General features: G+C 51.8%; 16 protein-coding genes and 1 pseudogene. 5 read left to right on the top strand and 12 right to left on the bottom strand.

Going from position 1 to position 17,323, the window contains the following annotated elements; all coding sequences use genetic code 11:
• Positions 1-386: 386 nt before the first annotated feature.
• The 4 genes from J1W56_RS22450 to J1W56_RS22465 all read right to left on the bottom strand — a co-directional run bounded on the left by J1W56_RS22450 (position 387) and on the right by J1W56_RS22465 (position 4,115).
• Entirely contained in the window at positions 387-1,424 is a 1,038-nt protein-coding gene (locus tag J1W56_RS22450) for a response regulator (RefSeq protein ID WP_223615520.1), read from the bottom strand.
• Position 1,425: 1 nt separating this feature from the next.
• Positions 1,426-1,839, bottom strand: coding sequence for a response regulator (locus J1W56_RS22455; protein WP_223615653.1), 414 nt, complete (start codon positions 1,837-1,839; stop codon positions 1,426-1,428).
• Positions 1,826-3,367, bottom strand: a complete 1,542-nt coding sequence (locus J1W56_RS22460) for a sensor histidine kinase (RefSeq protein ID WP_223615521.1) — start codon at positions 3,365-3,367, stop codon at positions 1,826-1,828. Before J1W56_RS22460 ends, J1W56_RS22455 begins: the two co-directional genes overlap by 14 nt.
• A gap of 352 nt (positions 3,368-3,719) precedes the next feature.
• The gene (locus J1W56_RS22465; RefSeq protein WP_223615522.1) at positions 3,720-4,115 is read right to left on the bottom strand and encodes a PRC-barrel domain-containing protein; all 396 of its coding nucleotides are present in this window, start codon (positions 4,113-4,115) and stop codon (positions 3,720-3,722) included.
• Positions 4,116-5,319: 1,204 nt separating this feature from the next.
• On the opposite strand from J1W56_RS22465, the gene J1W56_RS22470 reads away from it, so the two are divergent.
• The gene (locus J1W56_RS22470) at positions 5,320-5,793 is read left to right on the top strand and encodes an Hsp20 family protein (protein ID WP_223615523.1); all 474 of its coding nucleotides are present in this window, start codon (positions 5,320-5,322) and stop codon (positions 5,791-5,793) included.
• Between the two features lie 46 nt (positions 5,794-5,839).
• Complete coding sequence (locus J1W56_RS22475; RefSeq protein WP_223615524.1) at positions 5,840-6,349, top strand: Hsp20/alpha crystallin family protein; 510 nt, start codon at positions 5,840-5,842, stop codon at positions 6,347-6,349.
• A 622-nt stretch (positions 6,350-6,971) separates the two neighbouring features.
• Here the strand turns inward: J1W56_RS22475 and J1W56_RS22480 are convergent.
• From J1W56_RS22480 to J1W56_RS22500, 5 genes and pseudogenes are all read right to left on the bottom strand, one after another.
• Complete coding sequence (locus J1W56_RS22480) at positions 6,972-7,277, bottom strand: DUF982 domain-containing protein (protein WP_223615525.1); 306 nt, start codon at positions 7,275-7,277, stop codon at positions 6,972-6,974.
• A 230-nt stretch (positions 7,278-7,507) separates the two neighbouring features.
• Positions 7,508-8,548: a sensor histidine kinase gene (locus tag J1W56_RS22485; RefSeq protein ID WP_223615526.1), complete on the bottom strand. Its 1,041-nt coding sequence runs from the start codon at positions 8,546-8,548 to the stop codon at positions 7,508-7,510.
• Positions 8,548-9,990: an ATPase domain-containing protein gene (locus J1W56_RS22490; protein WP_223615527.1), complete on the bottom strand. Its 1,443-nt coding sequence runs from the start codon at positions 9,988-9,990 to the stop codon at positions 8,548-8,550. The genes J1W56_RS22485 and J1W56_RS22490 overlap by 1 nt, the downstream gene beginning before the upstream one ends.
• Before the next feature lie 148 nt (positions 9,991-10,138).
• A complete protein-coding gene (locus J1W56_RS22495) occupies positions 10,139-10,510 on the bottom strand; it encodes a response regulator (protein WP_223615528.1) in 372 nt (123 codons plus the stop codon).
• A 743-nt stretch (positions 10,511-11,253) separates the two neighbouring features.
• Positions 11,254-11,403 (bottom strand): annotated as a pseudogene (locus tag J1W56_RS22500) (hypothetical protein); the annotation flags it as partial.
• A gap of 360 nt (positions 11,404-11,763) precedes the next feature.
• Here J1W56_RS22500 and J1W56_RS22505 point away from each other — a divergent pair.
• On the top strand, positions 11,764-12,681 hold the full coding sequence (locus J1W56_RS22505) for an alpha/beta fold hydrolase (protein WP_223615529.1): 918 nt from the start codon (positions 11,764-11,766) through the stop codon (positions 12,679-12,681).
• 307 nt (positions 12,682-12,988) lie between these two features.
• On the opposite strand, the gene J1W56_RS22510 is transcribed toward J1W56_RS22505, so the two are convergent.
• Positions 12,989-13,537 (bottom strand): GNAT family N-acetyltransferase, encoded by a 549-nt coding sequence (locus J1W56_RS22510; RefSeq protein WP_223615530.1) that lies wholly within the window; start codon positions 13,535-13,537, stop codon positions 12,989-12,991.
• Positions 13,538-14,303: 766 nt separating this feature from the next.
• On the bottom strand, positions 14,304-14,618 hold the full coding sequence (locus tag J1W56_RS22515; protein ID WP_223615531.1) for a DUF982 domain-containing protein: 315 nt from the start codon (positions 14,616-14,618) through the stop codon (positions 14,304-14,306).
• A 360-nt stretch (positions 14,619-14,978) separates the two neighbouring features.
• Between J1W56_RS22515 and J1W56_RS22520 the strand changes: the two genes are divergently transcribed.
• Positions 14,979-15,215: a hypothetical protein gene (locus J1W56_RS22520; RefSeq protein WP_223615532.1), complete on the top strand. Its 237-nt coding sequence runs from the start codon at positions 14,979-14,981 to the stop codon at positions 15,213-15,215.
• Positions 15,216-15,732: 517 nt separating this feature from the next.
• Positions 15,733-16,128, top strand: coding sequence for a PRC-barrel domain-containing protein (locus J1W56_RS22525; protein ID WP_223615533.1), 396 nt, complete (start codon positions 15,733-15,735; stop codon positions 16,126-16,128).
• 148 nt (positions 16,129-16,276) lie between these two features.
• Here the strand turns inward: J1W56_RS22525 and J1W56_RS22530 are convergent, their stop codons facing one another.
• Complete coding sequence (locus J1W56_RS22530; RefSeq protein ID WP_223615534.1) at positions 16,277-16,648, bottom strand: YybH family protein; 372 nt, start codon at positions 16,646-16,648, stop codon at positions 16,277-16,279.
• Positions 16,649-17,323 lie beyond the last annotated feature (675 nt).

Raw genomic sequence — 17,323 nt, forward strand, 5'->3', positions numbered from 1 at the left:
CTCGGCTCATGAACCCAAAACAACGAAGGAGAAGCCTAGGAACTTGACCACCACCAACACGAGCGATACCTAAAGGCGGGTCACTTCTCGGCGCAAATCCCGGGTCAGCTCTCAGTGCAAATCAACATTGGCGCGACTCGACGAATAACCCACTCCGTCTCGCGGTCGCCCCGCCACCCGCGCCAAGCACTTGACTGGCTGGGGAACCATTTCAGAGATTTGGAGTTATTTCAACGAACGAAGGTAGTTTTGGCTTTCTCCCTTAGTTCGTTAGCTTTGGACCTTCATCCCGGAGCTTCCAGCCCGGTTCGCGACCTTGGTGAACCGGGCACTTTGCCAAGGCAAAGATTATAGCGTCATCCACTGGGAGCGTGCGCACAATAATGCTAGAGGCGAAATTCCAGACTGGCTCGCGTGCCGGGTGTCATGGTTTCGTATTGAATGCGACTGCCCAGGGTCGTTGCCATGGCTTTGATTATTTTGCTGCCAAGTCCTGTTCCCTTCGCAGCCCCCTCTCCGTTCCAGCCTATCCCGTCGTCCTCCACCACCAGAACTGCTGTGCTCTCCGCGGCGCGAACGAGTCTGACCCGAATCTCGCCAAAAGCACAGGTTTCGTAAGCATATTTGAATGCATTGGTGACAAGCTCGGTTACGGCAACGCCAAGCGACACGGCCTTGTCCGTGTTTATCATCATGTGATCTGCCTGCAGACGCACGACGGCAGTGTGTCCGGCAGATCTCATTGTGGTGTCCAACTCCTCAACCAGCGCCGCAAGGTATTCGTCAGCATTGACCGATCCCACATTATTTGAAGTGTACAAACGTCGGTGGACCCCGGCTATGGCAATGATGCGCGCCTGCGTCTCGGCAAGAGCGTCGATCGCCGCCGGATCGGTCACGGTCGTCATTTGCATTCTGACTAAAGCTGCCACCAACGACAGGCTGTTGCCGACGCGATGGTTGACTTCGCTCAGCAATAATTCGGCCCTATCCCGTGCTTCCCGCACCTCCTGTTCCGCGCGGTCCTTTTCTCTGGTCAGGCGTGCGCGCACCAGTGCTTGTTCAATGGCGCTGAAGAACAGCTCAGAAAAGTCCTCGGAAACTGTTTTGGCCACATAATCAGAGGCACCGGCCTTGAGCGCGCTCACTGCAACCGACATTTCCGCGGACCCGGTAACATAGACAACAGGTGGTGCGTGGTTACGTTTGTTGAGTGACGAGAGCAATTCAAGACCTGTTCCGGTTGGAAGGTGATGGTCGAGCGCAATCACATCGATATTACCTTGCTCGAGCAGGGCAATACCCTCTTCAGCGTTGGCGGCGTGAACAAATTCATAGCCGCGACGTGTAGCCGCCTTCTGAAGGAGACGCACAAGCGTTACGTCATCGTCAATATAAAGTATTCGGTGTTGATGATTAAGCATATCAAGCGGTTCCGGGAACCTGCATGACTGAAAAGAACAGGCCAAGCTGGCGGATCGCATGGGCAAAACCATCATAATCAACCGGCTTGGTGATGTAAACATTGGCGCCAAGATCATAGCAGCGCTGGATCTCCCGCTGATCGTCAGTGGTCGTGAGAACAATGACAGGTGATCTCTTCAGATGCGTATTGGTCTTCAAACGTTCCAGGATGTCGATCCCGGTCATGTCCGGGAGATTAAGGTCCAACAGGACGAGGAATGACCGGCCGGCTTTTGTCTCGCCGGACCCTTCGGGCCCCAGGAGAAAGGCAAGTGCGTCAGTACCGTTCGAAAATGGCAGGATCTCGTTGTTGACACCCGCGCGCCGAATATTCTTTTCGATAAGGCGGGCGTGGCCCTCATCATCTTCGATCATGATGATGGTTACAGCTTCTGGTTTGTTGCTCACGCTGCAGTGCTCCTGATGACGGTCGCAAGATCGCGGGGAAGAGAGTTATGAAAAATTTCGTACCTTGACCAAGCATGGATTCGAGGGTGATGTCACCGCCAAGATTGCGAATGGCTGAACGGACGTGGGCTAGTCCGATCCCCTCGCCTGTCTGATCCTGCGATCCGGAACGTCGAAAAAGTTCGAAGATGCGCTCATGATCCTGCTTTTGTATCCCACGGCCGTTATCGGCGACTTCGATCAAGATGCGATTATGTTGGGCAGCGGACGCCTTTACCCGTAGGCGCAAGGGTCTTGTTTGATCGCGGTATTTGATTGCGTTGTCAAAAAGATTGCCGAACACCTGCTCCAACGAGAGGCGATCCGATACTAACGGCGGTGAGTGAATGTCCCAATCGATCGCTCCGCTGGCCTCGGCAATTTGATGCTGAATCGCCTCGGTTGACGATCTCAACAAGGAATTCAATTCAATCACTTCTGGCTTCAAGGGCCGCTGCCCCGCTCGGGAGAGTTTCAAAATCGCATTGATAAGAGCATCCATTTTTCTGGTCGATGTCTTGATGAAACCAATTGCTTCCGGCAGGTCCTCTACAGCAACGGCTTTGGCTTCCCGCGTCAGTTCCGGATCGCCCTCCTTTTCCACCCGCTCGATCAGGCGATGAATGGGAGGAAGGCTCGCTTCCAATTCGCTTGTGAAGCCCATGATATTCACCAGAGGTGCACGTAGGTCATGTGTAACGATATAAGCAAATCTTTGAATCTCTTCGTTCGCGCGTCTGAGATCCTGCGTGCGTTCGCGCACACGTACTTCAAGACTGGCGTTCAAAAGATCGACCTCATTGCGCGAGGTCGCAAGATCTTTGGTATAATTTACGACAGTCCAGACCGATCCGCCCGCCATCAGCAGAATGACTATGGCTGCTACAATTGTCACCCAACGCAGTGCCAAAGCGCTGGCTCGCAGTTCGTCGCCAAGTTCATTGAGACGCTGATCTGCCTGTGCGAAAAGCACGTTGAAACCTGCTCTCGCGTGATCCATCAGCACTTTTCCCTCGTTCGAACGAACGATCGCAAGTGCGTCCGTACCACGCCCCTGCTTTTGCATGGCGACAGTCGCGTCCAGCTCCTTTAGTTTTCCATCGATTATCCCAGAAAGGTCTTGCAGTGGTGCGTCCATGGCCGGATATGCCGCAGCCAGTTGCCGGGCATTCTGCAGCGCGGGCAAGATTCTGTCGCGCGCAGCGCTATATGGGGCCAGATATTGCTCATCATTTGTCAGAAGAAATCCGCGCTGTCCCGTTTCGAGTTCCTGCACATTGGTGCGCAGATCTCCGAACGCGGCGCGCATCTCCCTTACTGCCAGGATTGCATCAGCATTTTGCTGTGTTCTTTGCGCGAGCCAAACACTGGCGCCGACGATTGCTATCAGGGCTATTGCGCCTGCGAGAAGGAAGATCGTTGTCGAGCGGACAAATGCGTTGCTGGTAATCGGCATAAAGAATATTCAACCTTAAAGTTGATTTGTATCGAGCGTTTCGGTCGACTTTGCGCCCGTTGTGCCGCAAAAGTTGTTGGACTTTACGCATTCCTGAGCTAAATTCAACGTCCGGTTCAAAGACAATAAAATTGCTTAAATGCAGCCAGATTTGTAACATGTACGCTACTGCGTCTGCAGGTTCAGCAATGGCTTTAACATATTCTCAATGAATCCCATTTGTCGTGGCCGGAAACACATTCAGGAACCCAATTGTTTAAAAAGACCCATCCCCCAGTCAAACGGATGAGATAAACCAACACCAACCATCAAATGGTCTCCCCCGCGCCGGTGCGGGGGAGACAAAATTTGACTATTTCTTCCAACGGCCTTCATACTTGAATTCGGGTGCGGCCTTCAGCTGGTCTTCCGTCGCGGCCATCCCGGCGGTCCACTTCTTGTCGTTTTCAGAATAGGAAACTTTAACTGCTGACGGCGCCACGATGACATATTTTTCACCTAGACCGAGAACGCCGCCCACAGAAACGATGTAACCCGCCAACTTGCCTTCCGAAAGGATCAAATCCTTGATTTCGCCGATGGTTTTGTTCTGGGCATCGACAATATTCAATCCAATGAGATTGTAGGAAAGAACGTCAGTTGGCTGCGCCGTTACGAAGGTTTCGGTGGCAGTTGCCGTGGCTGTCTGGGCGCTCGCAACGGAAATCATCGACGTGGCCAATGCCATTGCAATCAAAATACGACGCATAGTATTCTCCTGTTCATGACGAAGGTTCTTGCCTTCGCAGTTCCTAACGGGAATGGCGGCAATAGGTTCCAGTTTTGGCCAACACGTCTGGCCGGATTCCCTGACGTGACGACTCGTTCATCGCTATAATCATCATGGGTGATATGGTTGCTTGGGGACCAAGGAAGCTTTTTGACCGGGTCCCACAGAGAGCGCCTTCTGCCTGACGAAAGGCCCAAAATGTCTGTGCCAGAGGAATACAAAAAATCCGCAGACGAAAATCAGCCCAACGAGAATTAACAGTGTGATCAAACTTATAAAAAGCATGGAGGATCCGGCATATAGAGAACCCATCTCGGCACATTAGATAATAGCCGAGTTAGAAGGCACCACTGAGGGTATAAGACACTCAACTGTTCAAAAGTGCGATAAAAAAGATCGCCAGATTCGGTAGCAATAGAGATTACAACACCATACCCAGGTAGTAAAGCCGAAGACGTAACACGCCTTAACCCTCATATTAGCTGTATTCCGTCACAGGACATTCCTGGATCGCCGCAACGAGCAGTAGTGACTTATTATAGTCGCACGCGATGCACCGTCCCGAAAGACGAACGGGACTACAGCGTCCCCTGGAAGCATTCCATTCAGCGCAACAACCTCTCGTCTAGGTACTTGCTTACAACAAACTTGAAATTCTCAGCGCGCAAATTATATTTTTTGCAATCCAATCCGTGCAGAAACCGTTTCTGGCTTTTGCCCACGAGACGCTGCCGTTATTCTCAAGGGAGTAACAATAATGAGAGGACAAGAATTTCAAACGCAAATCGAAAAACCGGCAAGCCCTGAACTTTTTAAACAGATAAGGAGTCAGGTATCCGCGCCAATTTCGCCGCAAGGTGACAAGTCGCCACGTTTGGCGGAGCTTTTAAGGCGCGGCAAAGGCGGATTCACGCACCATCGATTTCGATCCGCAAAAAGCTGAACATGTTTGGAGGTCAACATGAGCGACCTTCAGGTAACTCTGGTCATTGCCATTGGCGTACTCTTCACGATGATGTGGCTCTCCATGTTCATCGAATGAGTAAATTGAAAAGGGCTCTTGATTGGTATCGCCGTCATTCCCATATTTTTTCCTGGCCGCTGAATCAGGGCCGGGTTAGTCAGGGAGCGCTGCTTCTTGGCGCTCCCTCATTTCTATGTTGCTCAAAAGGAGGATATAGTCATGAGAAGCAACGTCGATTTTTCTCCCTTTTATCGGTCGAGCATTGGCTTTGACCGCATTTTCAACCTGCTGGAGAATTCGGGGCAGCCGCAAGGCTCCGACAAATGGCCCCCATACGACATCATCAAGCTGAGTGACCAAACATATCGTATTGTCATTGCGGTTGCCGGCTTTGCCGATGTCGACCTTACCATCACGCATGAGCCGAACATGCTTGTGGTGAATGGTGCACGTGCAGAAACCGAAAACCTCAATTATCTCCATCACGGTCTTGCACTCAGGCCTTTTGTGCATCGCTTCGAGCTTGCCGACCATGTAACTGTCACAAGTGCGGTACTGGACAAGGGTCTGCTTGCCATCGACCTGAAAAAAGAAGTTCCGGAAGATATGAAACCGCGGCGGATTGCCATCGGTACCTCATCCCGAAGCACTGCGCCCGCGACAAAGGCTGTCAGGTCCACACCCAACGCATAGAAAGATGCGTTTGACCCGACATATATCACGAGGAAAGGAATAGATGATGAGTGTACGTGATCTCATGCCATGGAGCCGTGGAAACAATCAGGCTCCCGATCCTTACCGGAATGAAGGTCTGGATCCGTTTCTTGCCCTGCATCGAAACGTGAATCGTCTGTTTGACGAGGTTTTTCATGGATTTGATGCGCCGTCCCTGTTGGGCCGTCTGCCTGGCAGAAACGATGTCTGGCCGTCAATTGAGGTCAATGAGACAGATAAGGATCTGCGTATAGTCGCCGAGGTTCCCGGTCTTGAGGAACAGGATATCGACGTTCTCCTCGAAAATGGTGTTCTTTGTATCAGGGGCGAACGTAAGTCCGAAGACCACGATGCGCGCAGGCACTTCAGCGAACGTCATTACGGGCTATTCGAACGGCGTATAACGGTTGGTCATGAAATTGAGGAAGACAAAATCGAAGCATCATACGCCAATGGTGTTCTAACCATTTTAGTGCCCAAATCTGCCAAAGCGCGGGCATCCGCTAAACGGATAGCCATCAACAACAAGCACTAAATCTTTGCAGGGATACCCCCGGGCGCACCCTCGGGTGCGTCCGGGGAAAGATCCCGTATCGCCCCACCCTTCTGAAGAAGGCCAAGCGATGGAGATTGCTTCGGCGCTGCTCACTCAATGGAGGAAGATCGCTTTTATACGTTCGGGGGGAATATTTGGCATCCGGGGTAAAAAATTCTGACCTAATATATGAAACGGCACATATCACTCCCACCGCGTGGAAGATCTGTAGATCCCGTTCCTGTTGGCTTGACTTCGCAACATGGACTCGTTTGCAAAGGGAAACTCCTTGTTGATTTCGCCTATGGGCGTTGCCGGATATAACACACCCAGTCGGTCTATTTCAGTATCGGTCCATTTGTGGCGCGACCTGGTCAAGCCCAATTGATAACACTGCTTTTTATGGCGATCATCGATCGGTGCGGCAGGGCTTGTTTCATTGTTAAAAAATGCGGGTACAGCCTCCGACAAACCAGGAGTTCTACGTGGGAGAATCGGCGGCTCCGTTCCGGATCAGTATTTTCATTCATGAATGGAATCGCCTCGAAGTTACCCGTAGCCTGATAATTTAGAGCACCAGCTTGGCAAGCGGCATCCATAAATATACGTTTTCCACATCCCCTCAGGGCTGCTCATTGGGTTTGTGTGCCGAAATCATGTGTGCAATCGCTGTGTCGACCAATTGCGGACCGGTCCGCTCTAAAACCAGAATCTGCGCTTCCTGAGCGGCTTGGATAAAAGCGAAGCGGGCATTCTCAGCAGCTGTCTTCCCTTCCATGGCCTCGCGACAGGCCTCACAGGCAATACCGTGCGTTTCACTGCGATGCCTGAACCAATGTTCCGACAGCAATGTCAGTGCGTGTTTCACGTCCCGAACGACTACAATTCGACCGGTACGCGGCGATTTGACAGTGATATGGTCAAACAACAGCTTTTCCATGCACAGGAATGTTTGGAAGTACAACTTGTTCCCTGTCGCTTCTCGGAGCATGAGCCTTGTTCGGCATCTTCGACGGCCGTCAGAAAAGTTTATATGGGGCCGCCGCGTAAGGATAAAACCGGAAATCTGCGCCAACCGCCTTCAGGATCAGATTTTCTCAATATTCGAGACATGAAACGTGGGAACAAACCCAGGCGCCGATAGTCCAAAAGTGAGTTTCAGCCCTTTGCCATGACGTTTGAAACCGGCCCGGCTACAATACACCGCAGTCCATGTGATTCAAACGTTACAACGGGTTTTTCTCCGAAAACAGCGGCAAGAGCCGAGCGGATATACCGGGTGCCGTAACCTGCTCTGGTTGGTTCTTTCACCGTAGGTCCACCACTCTCGCTCCACTCCAACCTTAACATCTGCGGTTGAGAGGCGGTAATTTCCCAAATTATGCTTATTCGCCCTTCCGCGGTCGACAGCGCCCCATACTTGATGGCATTAGTGACGAGTTCATGCAGACAAAGTGCTAGTGTCGTACCTGCATCTCGAGTGAGCATGAGATCAGGACCTTCGGCGCGAAACCTCTTGATCGTGTCAGTGCTGTAAGGCTTCAAAGTGAGGTCAACGATCCCTCTCAGGGCGACGGTGTCGCCTCCCTGTTCGAAAACTGCGGAGTGAACGTTAGCCAAAGCTGCCAAGCGACCTTCGAAATCCTTGGTGAGGGCATCGATCGTATCAGCACCACGGCTGGTCATGCGAAATATGGACGTCACGCTGGCAAGAATATTCTTGACGCGATGGTTAAGTTCGAAACGCAGTTCCCTCTCGCGCGCGATAAAGTCTCTGACGTCCCGCTGACGCAACCGGACAAGAAGTGCGGACTGGACACCGCTCACCAGTTCGAGGGCCACCACTGGCCTTTGAAAGAACAGTTGTCTTGCCTGTGGCCATCGCTTCTCGAGTTCAGCTCGGATGCGGGGTTGCGGTGCTTTTCGATCAAGCAGAATAAAGATCGGCAGGTCAGACCAATTAGGCTGAAGCGACAAATGGCTTGCTATGGTATCGATTGTCTGAGATGTGAGTGACTCGTGAGTAACCAGAATAACGGCGGGTACCCCGTTCAGGAGATCGGTGAGATCATCCGTTTTGGCGCAGATTCTTGTATTTATCCCGTGCTCGACGAGCAGCATCTCGATATAGGCCGCATCCTTCCTATAGGGCGCGAGAACAAGCACCCAATCCAGCTCGCCGTGAGTATTGGCGTTCATTATGCCTCTGGCAGGGGATTGTAGGACACGACGCTAACACCGGAACTCTCGATCAGGAGTTCTCTGACATCGAGGTCATGCGGACCATGGCGTTTCTTCACCACCGTAATACTGCGTCTAAGTTTTCCCTCGTGTTCCGAAATTCTCAACAGAAGCACGGTGTCACCGAGAAAACTGACGTCAACATCAATCCCGACGTTTTGACCCAGCAATCCATGTTGCGCGACGATCAACATGGTCAAAACACCTGATCGGGCGAGATATTTCAACAAGGATTGAATGTCTCGCACGGCTTTCTCGCGATGCGGGAGTGAATTCAAGTAGCCCGTGAAGCTGTCTATTACCACCACGCGAGATTTTTCACGCGTAACCACGTCTTGCGCGATCTTGCCAAATTCGCCTGGCGAAATCTCGTTGGGATTGAAATCCCGAATGATCAGCTGGCCGTCCTTGTGAAACTGGCGCAGATCCATGCCCAGCCCTTCGGAGCGCCGAAAAAAAGTTTCGAGGCGTTCCTCAAACAGAAAGAGCGCTACGCTTTCGCCGCGCTTCAGGGCCGCGGTAGCGTACAGGGAGGACATCGTGGATTTGCCCGTACCCGACTGGCCGATCACGAGCGTAGTGGTCCCCGCCTCCTGTCCACCGCCGAACATCTCATCAAGCGAAGTGACACCCGATTTGATGAGTTGCGGTTTGCCGTTTTCGGAGGCCGTTCCCGGAATGATCCTTGGATAGACAATTACCCCCTCGCCCTCGCGAATTGCCATATCGTGATAGCCATCGGCGACTGGAACTCCACGCATTTTGCTGACTTCAACCTGGCGACGCACTCCGCCATATTCTTCAAGCGATTTGTCGAACCGGATCACCCCATGGGCGATACCTTCCACTTCTTCGCCGCTGCGTTCAACCGAGCCATTTGTCTGGGTGTCCAGAAGCATGGCAACTACACTATGGCGAGCAAGGAACGATTTGAAAGCCAGCAGTTCCCGACGGAAACGCGGGGAGTCACCTGTTATCAAGCGGATTTCCAGGAGTGAATCGTAGACCAGCCTATGGGGTTTGTGTTCTTCGATAGCTTTTTCGACGGCTGATCGTGTCTCGTCAAGGCGAAGCTCTGTGGTTTGAAAGATTGACTGATCCAATGCACCATTCACAGCATCAGATGCCGATAACTCCTCGATCTGGATGCCATCGAGTGACCAGCCATGAGAAACAGCTATTGATTTAAGTTCGGCGGTTGTCTGGGAAAGGCTGACGTACAGGCAGCGCTCACCATTCTCAACGCCGGCAAGCAAGAACTGCAATGCGGCCGTGGTTTTACCAGACCCCGGAGCACCTTGCAAAATGTAGAAATTGGATGAAGGCAATCCACCGCGAAGGATTTCATCTAATCCGGCAATCCCAGTTTTGACAACCGACGGTTTTTTACGCGTGACCATCTCAATCGATCCATTTCTTGGAAATCAAGCCGGACGGAAACACCGGACCGCTCAAGCTACACCAGTCTCCGATTTATATTTCGCGATGGCCACCGTCAACATCCATATAGGATCGATAGGGAATAGTAAGCGATGTAAAGTTCGATATCTATTCCATTCTCAACAACTCACGTACCGCCGTTATGATTTGCCCAGGTCGATAAGGCTTGCCGAAAAAACGACCATCCACTGGGAGGTTGTCATCAGTCATTTGCTGATGGCCGGAAGTGACAATAATCTCTATAGGCGGCCACTTATCCCGTACGGCCGCCGCGAGTCTAAGGCCGTCCATGCTTCCCGGCATGTCAATATCCGTAAAGAGAACACGAATATCATCGCGTTGATTTAATATCGCAATCGCCTCATCTGCATTACCCGCCTCCAATACACCAAATCCTGCCCTCTCCAACGCTTCTGAAATGTCCATACGAATAAGGATCTCGTCTTCGACAACGAGAACTGTAATCAATGCTTCCTTCATGACTACGAATGTCCTTTGGTAGAGGGTTACAAATAATGAAGCGAACTACTTCATTGGCGCCCTACCGGAACGCGAGTGCTGCAAAATCGATCCCGACTATCAAATCTTAAGTCGGATGCCGGTTTAACCACTATGGCGCGATGCTCGTCAGGGGTTAGGCGATTGATCGCTATCAGAAAAATAAATGAAATTAGCCGAACCAACAGTGCTGAATAGATGTTGATATCAACTCGCCACCCAAAGGAACCAAACACTTCGTCCTGTGTTATTGCAAGAGGAACGGACTTTTGATGGCGCCTCGAGCGCCGCAAGATGCGTCACGAAAGCATGACACGTTCCAATTTGACAAATGGCTGTAAGATGTGGATCGCTGTGCAGATAATCCAGGTGCGTGAGTTTTTCAAATGGGCATTCGGAACGGGTGGCGTTCGCGGGTCCTGCGCTTATTCGATCGGCTATAATTCGGGGTTGATGCGGTACCCTGACAGCAGCGATTTATCTGCTCCAAATCCATATTTTCCCCATACAGAGGATTGGTCGGAATGGCGAGCTGGTTACCAGGACGGATGCGATGCAACTTTTGAAAGAAAATTGCCGTTGGCATAGTTCAAACTGGCCAGATTTATCCCTAGACGATAACCGACCAATTCTGATCCTCTACGAGTTCAACCATTTGGTTTGTACCTTCGCAAACTGCGGGCCGCCTCCCAATTTACCGGCTCATTCTTACGGTTAACTGCCGTGCGACACACGAGGATCAGATCGTAGCCTTGGCGCGCCAAGCGGTCGGCGTAGATCGCACCGATGCCAGACGATGCGCCTGTGATCAGCGCCGTACCTTTTGAGTGTGGAGCCCTGAAGATAGAGTAAGAAATTCGTGTCTTAAATGTCATATATCCGGCATATTAGGACACATTGAGTAAAGGGACCAGTACTGATGTTAATTGTCGAGTGATCGATCACGGATCTCACCACGCTCATGAAAGTAGACGGCGCGTTTACGTTCGTGGGCGTAGAGGGCTTTTGAAACGCGATGCACACTTAGCAACGCCAGTGATGGCAATCAGACCAAATCTGCACTAGCATTGAACCCGGATCGCCACTCGGGGGCAGGCCAGTTCGGAATTTCCGGAATTTAGGCCCATCTTTGAATGTCTATTCCGAACGTCATGCCGGTGATAGTCATAACTGACCAACGGGGTTGATAGCGACGGTCGCACCGACCGCCTTCCCGCCAGGTGGGAGATAAGACAATGCTGAAATTCGTCTTTGCTCTGGGAATACTCGCTCTCGCAGTGCCCGCCAGCGCTCAGGTTCCGGACTTTCCGGATACTTTCAAGACACAGGAGATCACGACCAACGGCGCGACCATCCATGTTCGCGTCGGTGGTGACGGACCGGCAGTGGTTCTGCTGCATGGTTATGGTGAGACCGGCGATATGTGGGCGCCGATGGCGAGTGACCTTGCCCGCGATCACAAAGTCATCGTTCCCGATCTGCGTGGGCTTGGCCTCTCCTCTAAACCGGAAGCCGGTTTCGACAAGAAGACCCAGGCCGGCGACGTGGCCGGCGTGCTCGATGCGCTCAAGATCGATCGCGCCGATCTGGTCGCGCACGATATCGGCAACATGGTCGGCTTTGCCTTCGCAGCCCAGTATCCCGAGCGGGTCAATCGCTTCGTGCTGATCGATGCGCCCGTGCCTGGCGTTGGGCCGTGGGAGGAGATCTTGAAAAACCCGTTGCTGTGGCACTTCCGCTTCGGCGGACCGGATATGGAACGCCTCGTTGCTGGCCGCGAACGCATTTATCTCGATCGCTTCTGGAACGAATTCTCGGCCACTCCGAGCCACTTTACCGAGGCTTCGCGTGAGCACTATGCCAAGCTGTACGCCCTTCCGGGCGCCATGCATTCGGGCTTCGCCCAGTTCGCCGCCTTCGATCAGGATGCGGCCGACAACCGGGCCCTCCTCGCTGCCGGCGGCAAGCTGTCCATGCCGATCCTGGCGATTGGTGGCGAGAAGTCGTTCGGCCCGATGATGGCAACCGTGATGCGCGCAGCGGCAACCGACGTGACTGAGGGCATTATCCCCGATTCCGGTCACTGGATCATGGAAGAAAACCCCGAAGCCACGACTAAGATGGTCCGTGTGTTTCTCGACAGGGCGCGCTGACCTTTCCGGTTTAATGTGCTCGCAGTTAGGGGACCATAAAAAGTTGTGGGGCAATAGATGATTGAGAGTAGGGTGTCGCCTAAACACCGCTTTTTAAAATGACAGCACTGACGTTCCTACGTGCCGGATCCAACAGAACCGTACCTGACGCGGCAATTGCCCCACAACTTTTTATGGTCCCCTGCCTCAAATCGTTGAATCAACTCAGTCGTCCAAGCTGCCGTCGCCGAGAGATGCCAGCTCCAGAGTTCGAGCAGATCTTTCGCATGCGACGGTCGCAGCGTCCTTGCCTCTTTCAACTTCAGGTTCAAATAACCCGTTTGATCTCGTAAAGGACCTGCGTCTTCAACGGGTGCCCCTCAGGGAGTGGGGCGTTGTCAAAACTGCCAACTTTCTGCATGCCAAGGCGCTCCATCAACCCCCAGGATGCGGTGTTAGCTGGAGCGGTGAAGGCGACTAATCTTTCGAGCTTCAGCATCACCAATCCGAAATGCACCGACGCCTCCGCAGCCTCCCTGGCGAGCCCTTTGCCTTGCCACTTCGATGAAAGTCTCCAGCTTAATTCGACGGCCGGTCCAAATGGCGCTTCCCATGTGACGGGTGCGATCCCGCACATGCCTATGAGTTGACCTGCACTCTTTTCCTCCAGCGCCCAAAAGCCCCATCCGCAGTCATCAAACTGCCGATCTATACGATCCAGCATCTGATCCGATCCTGCACGTGTCAAAGGGGACAGATATCGTTGCACATCGGGCTCGACGTTCAATGCGTGAAATGCCTCTCGATCTTCGAGACGCCAAAGCCGCATCCTCAGGCGGGGCGTTTCAAGTAAAACGTTGGGATGAGAATTCGTCATGGAGGCAATGTCCTTCTGTGGGGACTATATAAAATTGTGGGGCACTCACGCAAATGTCCTTTTATTCCGGGCAGTACTAGCCATTGGAGTGGCGTGTCATAACGCTCATGCCATGCTTACCCCACGACTTATATAGTCCCCTTTCTGTGCAAATTGATCAGCTGACGCGGTGGGAGTAGCCGCCCCTGTTCCAAAAGCGCGGCGGATTTGTCAGGCGGCCTCGCCGGACACTGGTCTCCAGCCAAGCCGATATTGCCAGCGGAATCCTTCGCTCGGCATTGATCCAAGTCTGAATCAGCGCCGGATCGCATTCCAGATTTTTGACGATATCATCAATATCCACGCCAAGTCTTGCAAGGCAATCACTGAATCGGGCAGGCGTCATCCTGCAACCTGCATTTTCAGGTTGGTGCGATGCAGACTTATGCGTTCTGCAATCTTATTCCCTTCACGTCTGTTCATCTTCTGTGTTGGCGCTTTGAAAGCCTTCAGAAAGGCCGGTGGTGAACCACGTCGCGGATTCCCTCGGGTCCGATGGAATGCTTCATCTAATGTGCTCCTAAGCGTTCTCACAGAAACGTATCGGCCTTGCAACGGTTCCTCAATATGGATGGTTACGCTGTCCCTTTTCCGTCTGTGAAGCCTCGTTGCTTCTTTGCCGTGTTGCATGGATGTACCAGATTGCAAAAGATTCAATGCAAAAAGTCGCAATTCCCGACAATCCTAAAATGCGTTCAGGTTAAATATCTTATCCATCCCAGGGCATTCACGGCTGCTCATTTGGTTTGTGTGATGAAATCTTATGTGCAATGGCAATCTCTATGAGTTGAGCTCCTGTCTGTTCCAGCACGATAATTTGAGCTTCCTGGGCAGCTTCGACAAAAGCACGCCGCACGCTATCAGCAGAGAGTTCGCCGTTAATTGACTTTCGGCACGCATCACAAGCAATTGCATAATTATCACCGGTGCAGCTTGGCCAATGCTCAAGCGAGGCAAGTGCATCAGGTGCGTTGCTAACGACGACAATCTGCCCGGTGCGCCATGATTTTATTGTCACATGGTCAAATGACAGCTTTTCCATACGCGTTAAATGAATAACCGAAAGAGTTGTTCCGGAGAGTTAAGCCGAATATCACTCCTGTCGGAAGTCAGCACATTCGCTCGAGAAGGTGAATCAGGCACGACAACTGTCGACACAGCGCACTTGGCTTTTATTTTGCCAACATTGCTATCCTTTAAAAATCCATATCTTCGCGGCAACACTATGGTGTTGTCACTCTCCAGTGTACAACGTGAGGCTCGACACAGCAGTCCCCACACACCCCTGGTCGAGCCTCACTCCGTCTCATTCTTTCTCCGGTTACCTGGTTTTCAAAAGAATATTGAAAATTCAATGGTTCGGAATACAGTCGTTGCCAACCGTTCATTGTTGGAGGTTGTTATGGTATTGAACCTTGACCACAAGCTTGATTGCAAGGACTGTGGTACGATCTATCTGGATATTCCGTCCAATGCCAATTCCGATACTCCGATCCACTGCAGTACCTGTGGAATCTTCCTGGGCAGATGGGGCGAGCTTGAAACAGATTTTGCCCGTCAAGGTGGCCAAAGCGGAGTGTTTCACATGGAAGATGGCCAGATTACCCCGATCGTTGAAGGCCGAAAACCCTTTTCCTGAACAACCTGCTTGCCTGACGAAACTGTAGGGCCCCTGGGGCCGCATCAAGAAATAAGCCTTTTCATGATCGTATGGATGACCGCGATTGCATCCGGCTTTTTTAGGGTTGAAAGTCCGATGTTTTCCTCTCGCGAAGGATCATATTCATGGGTCCTGACCCTAGTTTTCCGCAGCTCTTCAAATTATAGTTGGTCATTCTATGTTGTTCATGAGCTTCATCATTCTTTTAATTCTCGTCGGCCTGGTTTTCTCCTGGGGCTTTTTTGCATTTCTCTTGCATAGAAAATTTGGACCGTTCAATAAATAGAAGAAGAATAAATTCGTTCAGCATTTGCGACAAACGTGGCGCCAATATTGCTCGGTGTGACGAGACACTGCAGACCGCGACGAAGGGGAAGCATAAACTACCTCATCCATTTCTGCATCTCAAAGCTACCGATCATACGGGGAACCTAATGGCGGTAGTGCCGTTAGTTCCTGCGAAGGCATGAACCTTCGTAATAAGCAGGAGAAAACTATGCGCCGTATTTTGATTGCAATGGCATTGGCCACCTCGATGATTTCCATGGCAGGTGCCCAAACGGCAACGACAACCGCCACCGAAACGTTTGTTACAGCCCAGCCGACTGATATTCTATCGTATAACCTTTTGGGATTGAATATTGTGGATGGGCAGAACAAAACCATCGGTGAAATCAAGGATCTTATCCTTTCGGAAGGCAAGTTGGGGGGGTACATCGTTTCCGTGGGCGGCATTCTGAGCTTGGGTGAAAAATATGTCATCGTGGCGCCGGCAGCCGTTAAAGTCTCATATTCGGAAAACGACAAAAAATGGACAGCGACAATGGCGGCGACGGCAGATCAGCTAAAGGCCGCGCCAGAATTCAAATATGAAGGCCGTTGGAAAAAATAGTTGGAAATTGCCTGCCCCTGCAAATAGGGGCAGGCATGTCAACAAATTGCGATCAGCATACACTCCCTACACAATCGACCAATTCGCTACGGTGAAGACCATGATCTTCGATGGGGCGTTTCAAAGAAATTCATTTACCAGACCGCCGCTAAATGAGAGCCCCCATATCAATGACATAACGCCAGGTGCCGTCCGATCCTCGTCGAGCCACTTTCGAGGAAATCCCTCCCATTTCTATCGGGTTGCCCTTTGCGTCTTTGCCTTTGAAAGACCAACTGGCATGAATCAGCGCGACGCCGTCTTGTTGAACGCATGATAGCTGGGTGGCAGACAACGCACCGTGTAAGCTCAGCAAGGCATTCATCTGTTTCCTGATCTCGGAATGACCGGTGAGTGGATGCCCTGGACAAGGGCACAGGACCGCACTTGGCTCATACAAGTGAATTAAAGCTTCGATGTCACCAAGCCTAAATAGCTCGTTGTAGTGTGCATTTAGGTCTTCTGGATTGGTAATAATCATGCTTGCCTGTCATTCCGACCAGAAAGAAGGCTGCATAGCTGCCTTCTTTCTCGTGAATGCTGTAAATTGCTTCGCAGCCCTGCGCCATTCGCCTTGTTTGACATACCGGATTATTCGATCGAACCGACGAAATACTTTAGCAGGGTTTTGGTGTTCTGGGTTTAACACCCAAAAAATTGAAACCTTATTACATCGGGCCCTGCTTCGGACGGAACTCTCTCCTGATCAGTCCGGACTCATTCCGTCCCGTCGGATCTCTCCCTCTCTTCCACTGTTGTCGTCGACATCGAAAAAGCGCCCTGCCGTCGGGAGGGGCGCATTCGATGTGTTGCTAGTTGTTCCAGCCAAGCAGACGGACAGTGACAGCGAAACTTGATGTATACGCGGCCATATCCAGCATGGGTAATGCCACGACGGTCCGCTTCTTTCATTAAGAGCGCAAATGCGGAACGAAAGTTCGTACATCGCGTTTCCTGTGCAAGCGATACACTGAACACGTTTTTTGCCTCCGTGTTGCAGGCGCGGCATTTAAGCTAAATGCGCGCAGTCAGGTTTGTCGTTCACCGCAGGGAGGAACTTATTGTGGTAGACGTTTCAACACCCAGCGTTGATGAGCGCCCAAACGTAGCGGGCTTCACATCCGCTATAGAACTCGCGGAGAAATCAGCGAAGCCA

This window comes from Phyllobacterium calauticae (genome assembly GCF_019991125.1).
GTDB classification, from domain to species: Bacteria; Pseudomonadota; Alphaproteobacteria; order Rhizobiales; family Rhizobiaceae; genus Phyllobacterium; species Phyllobacterium calauticae.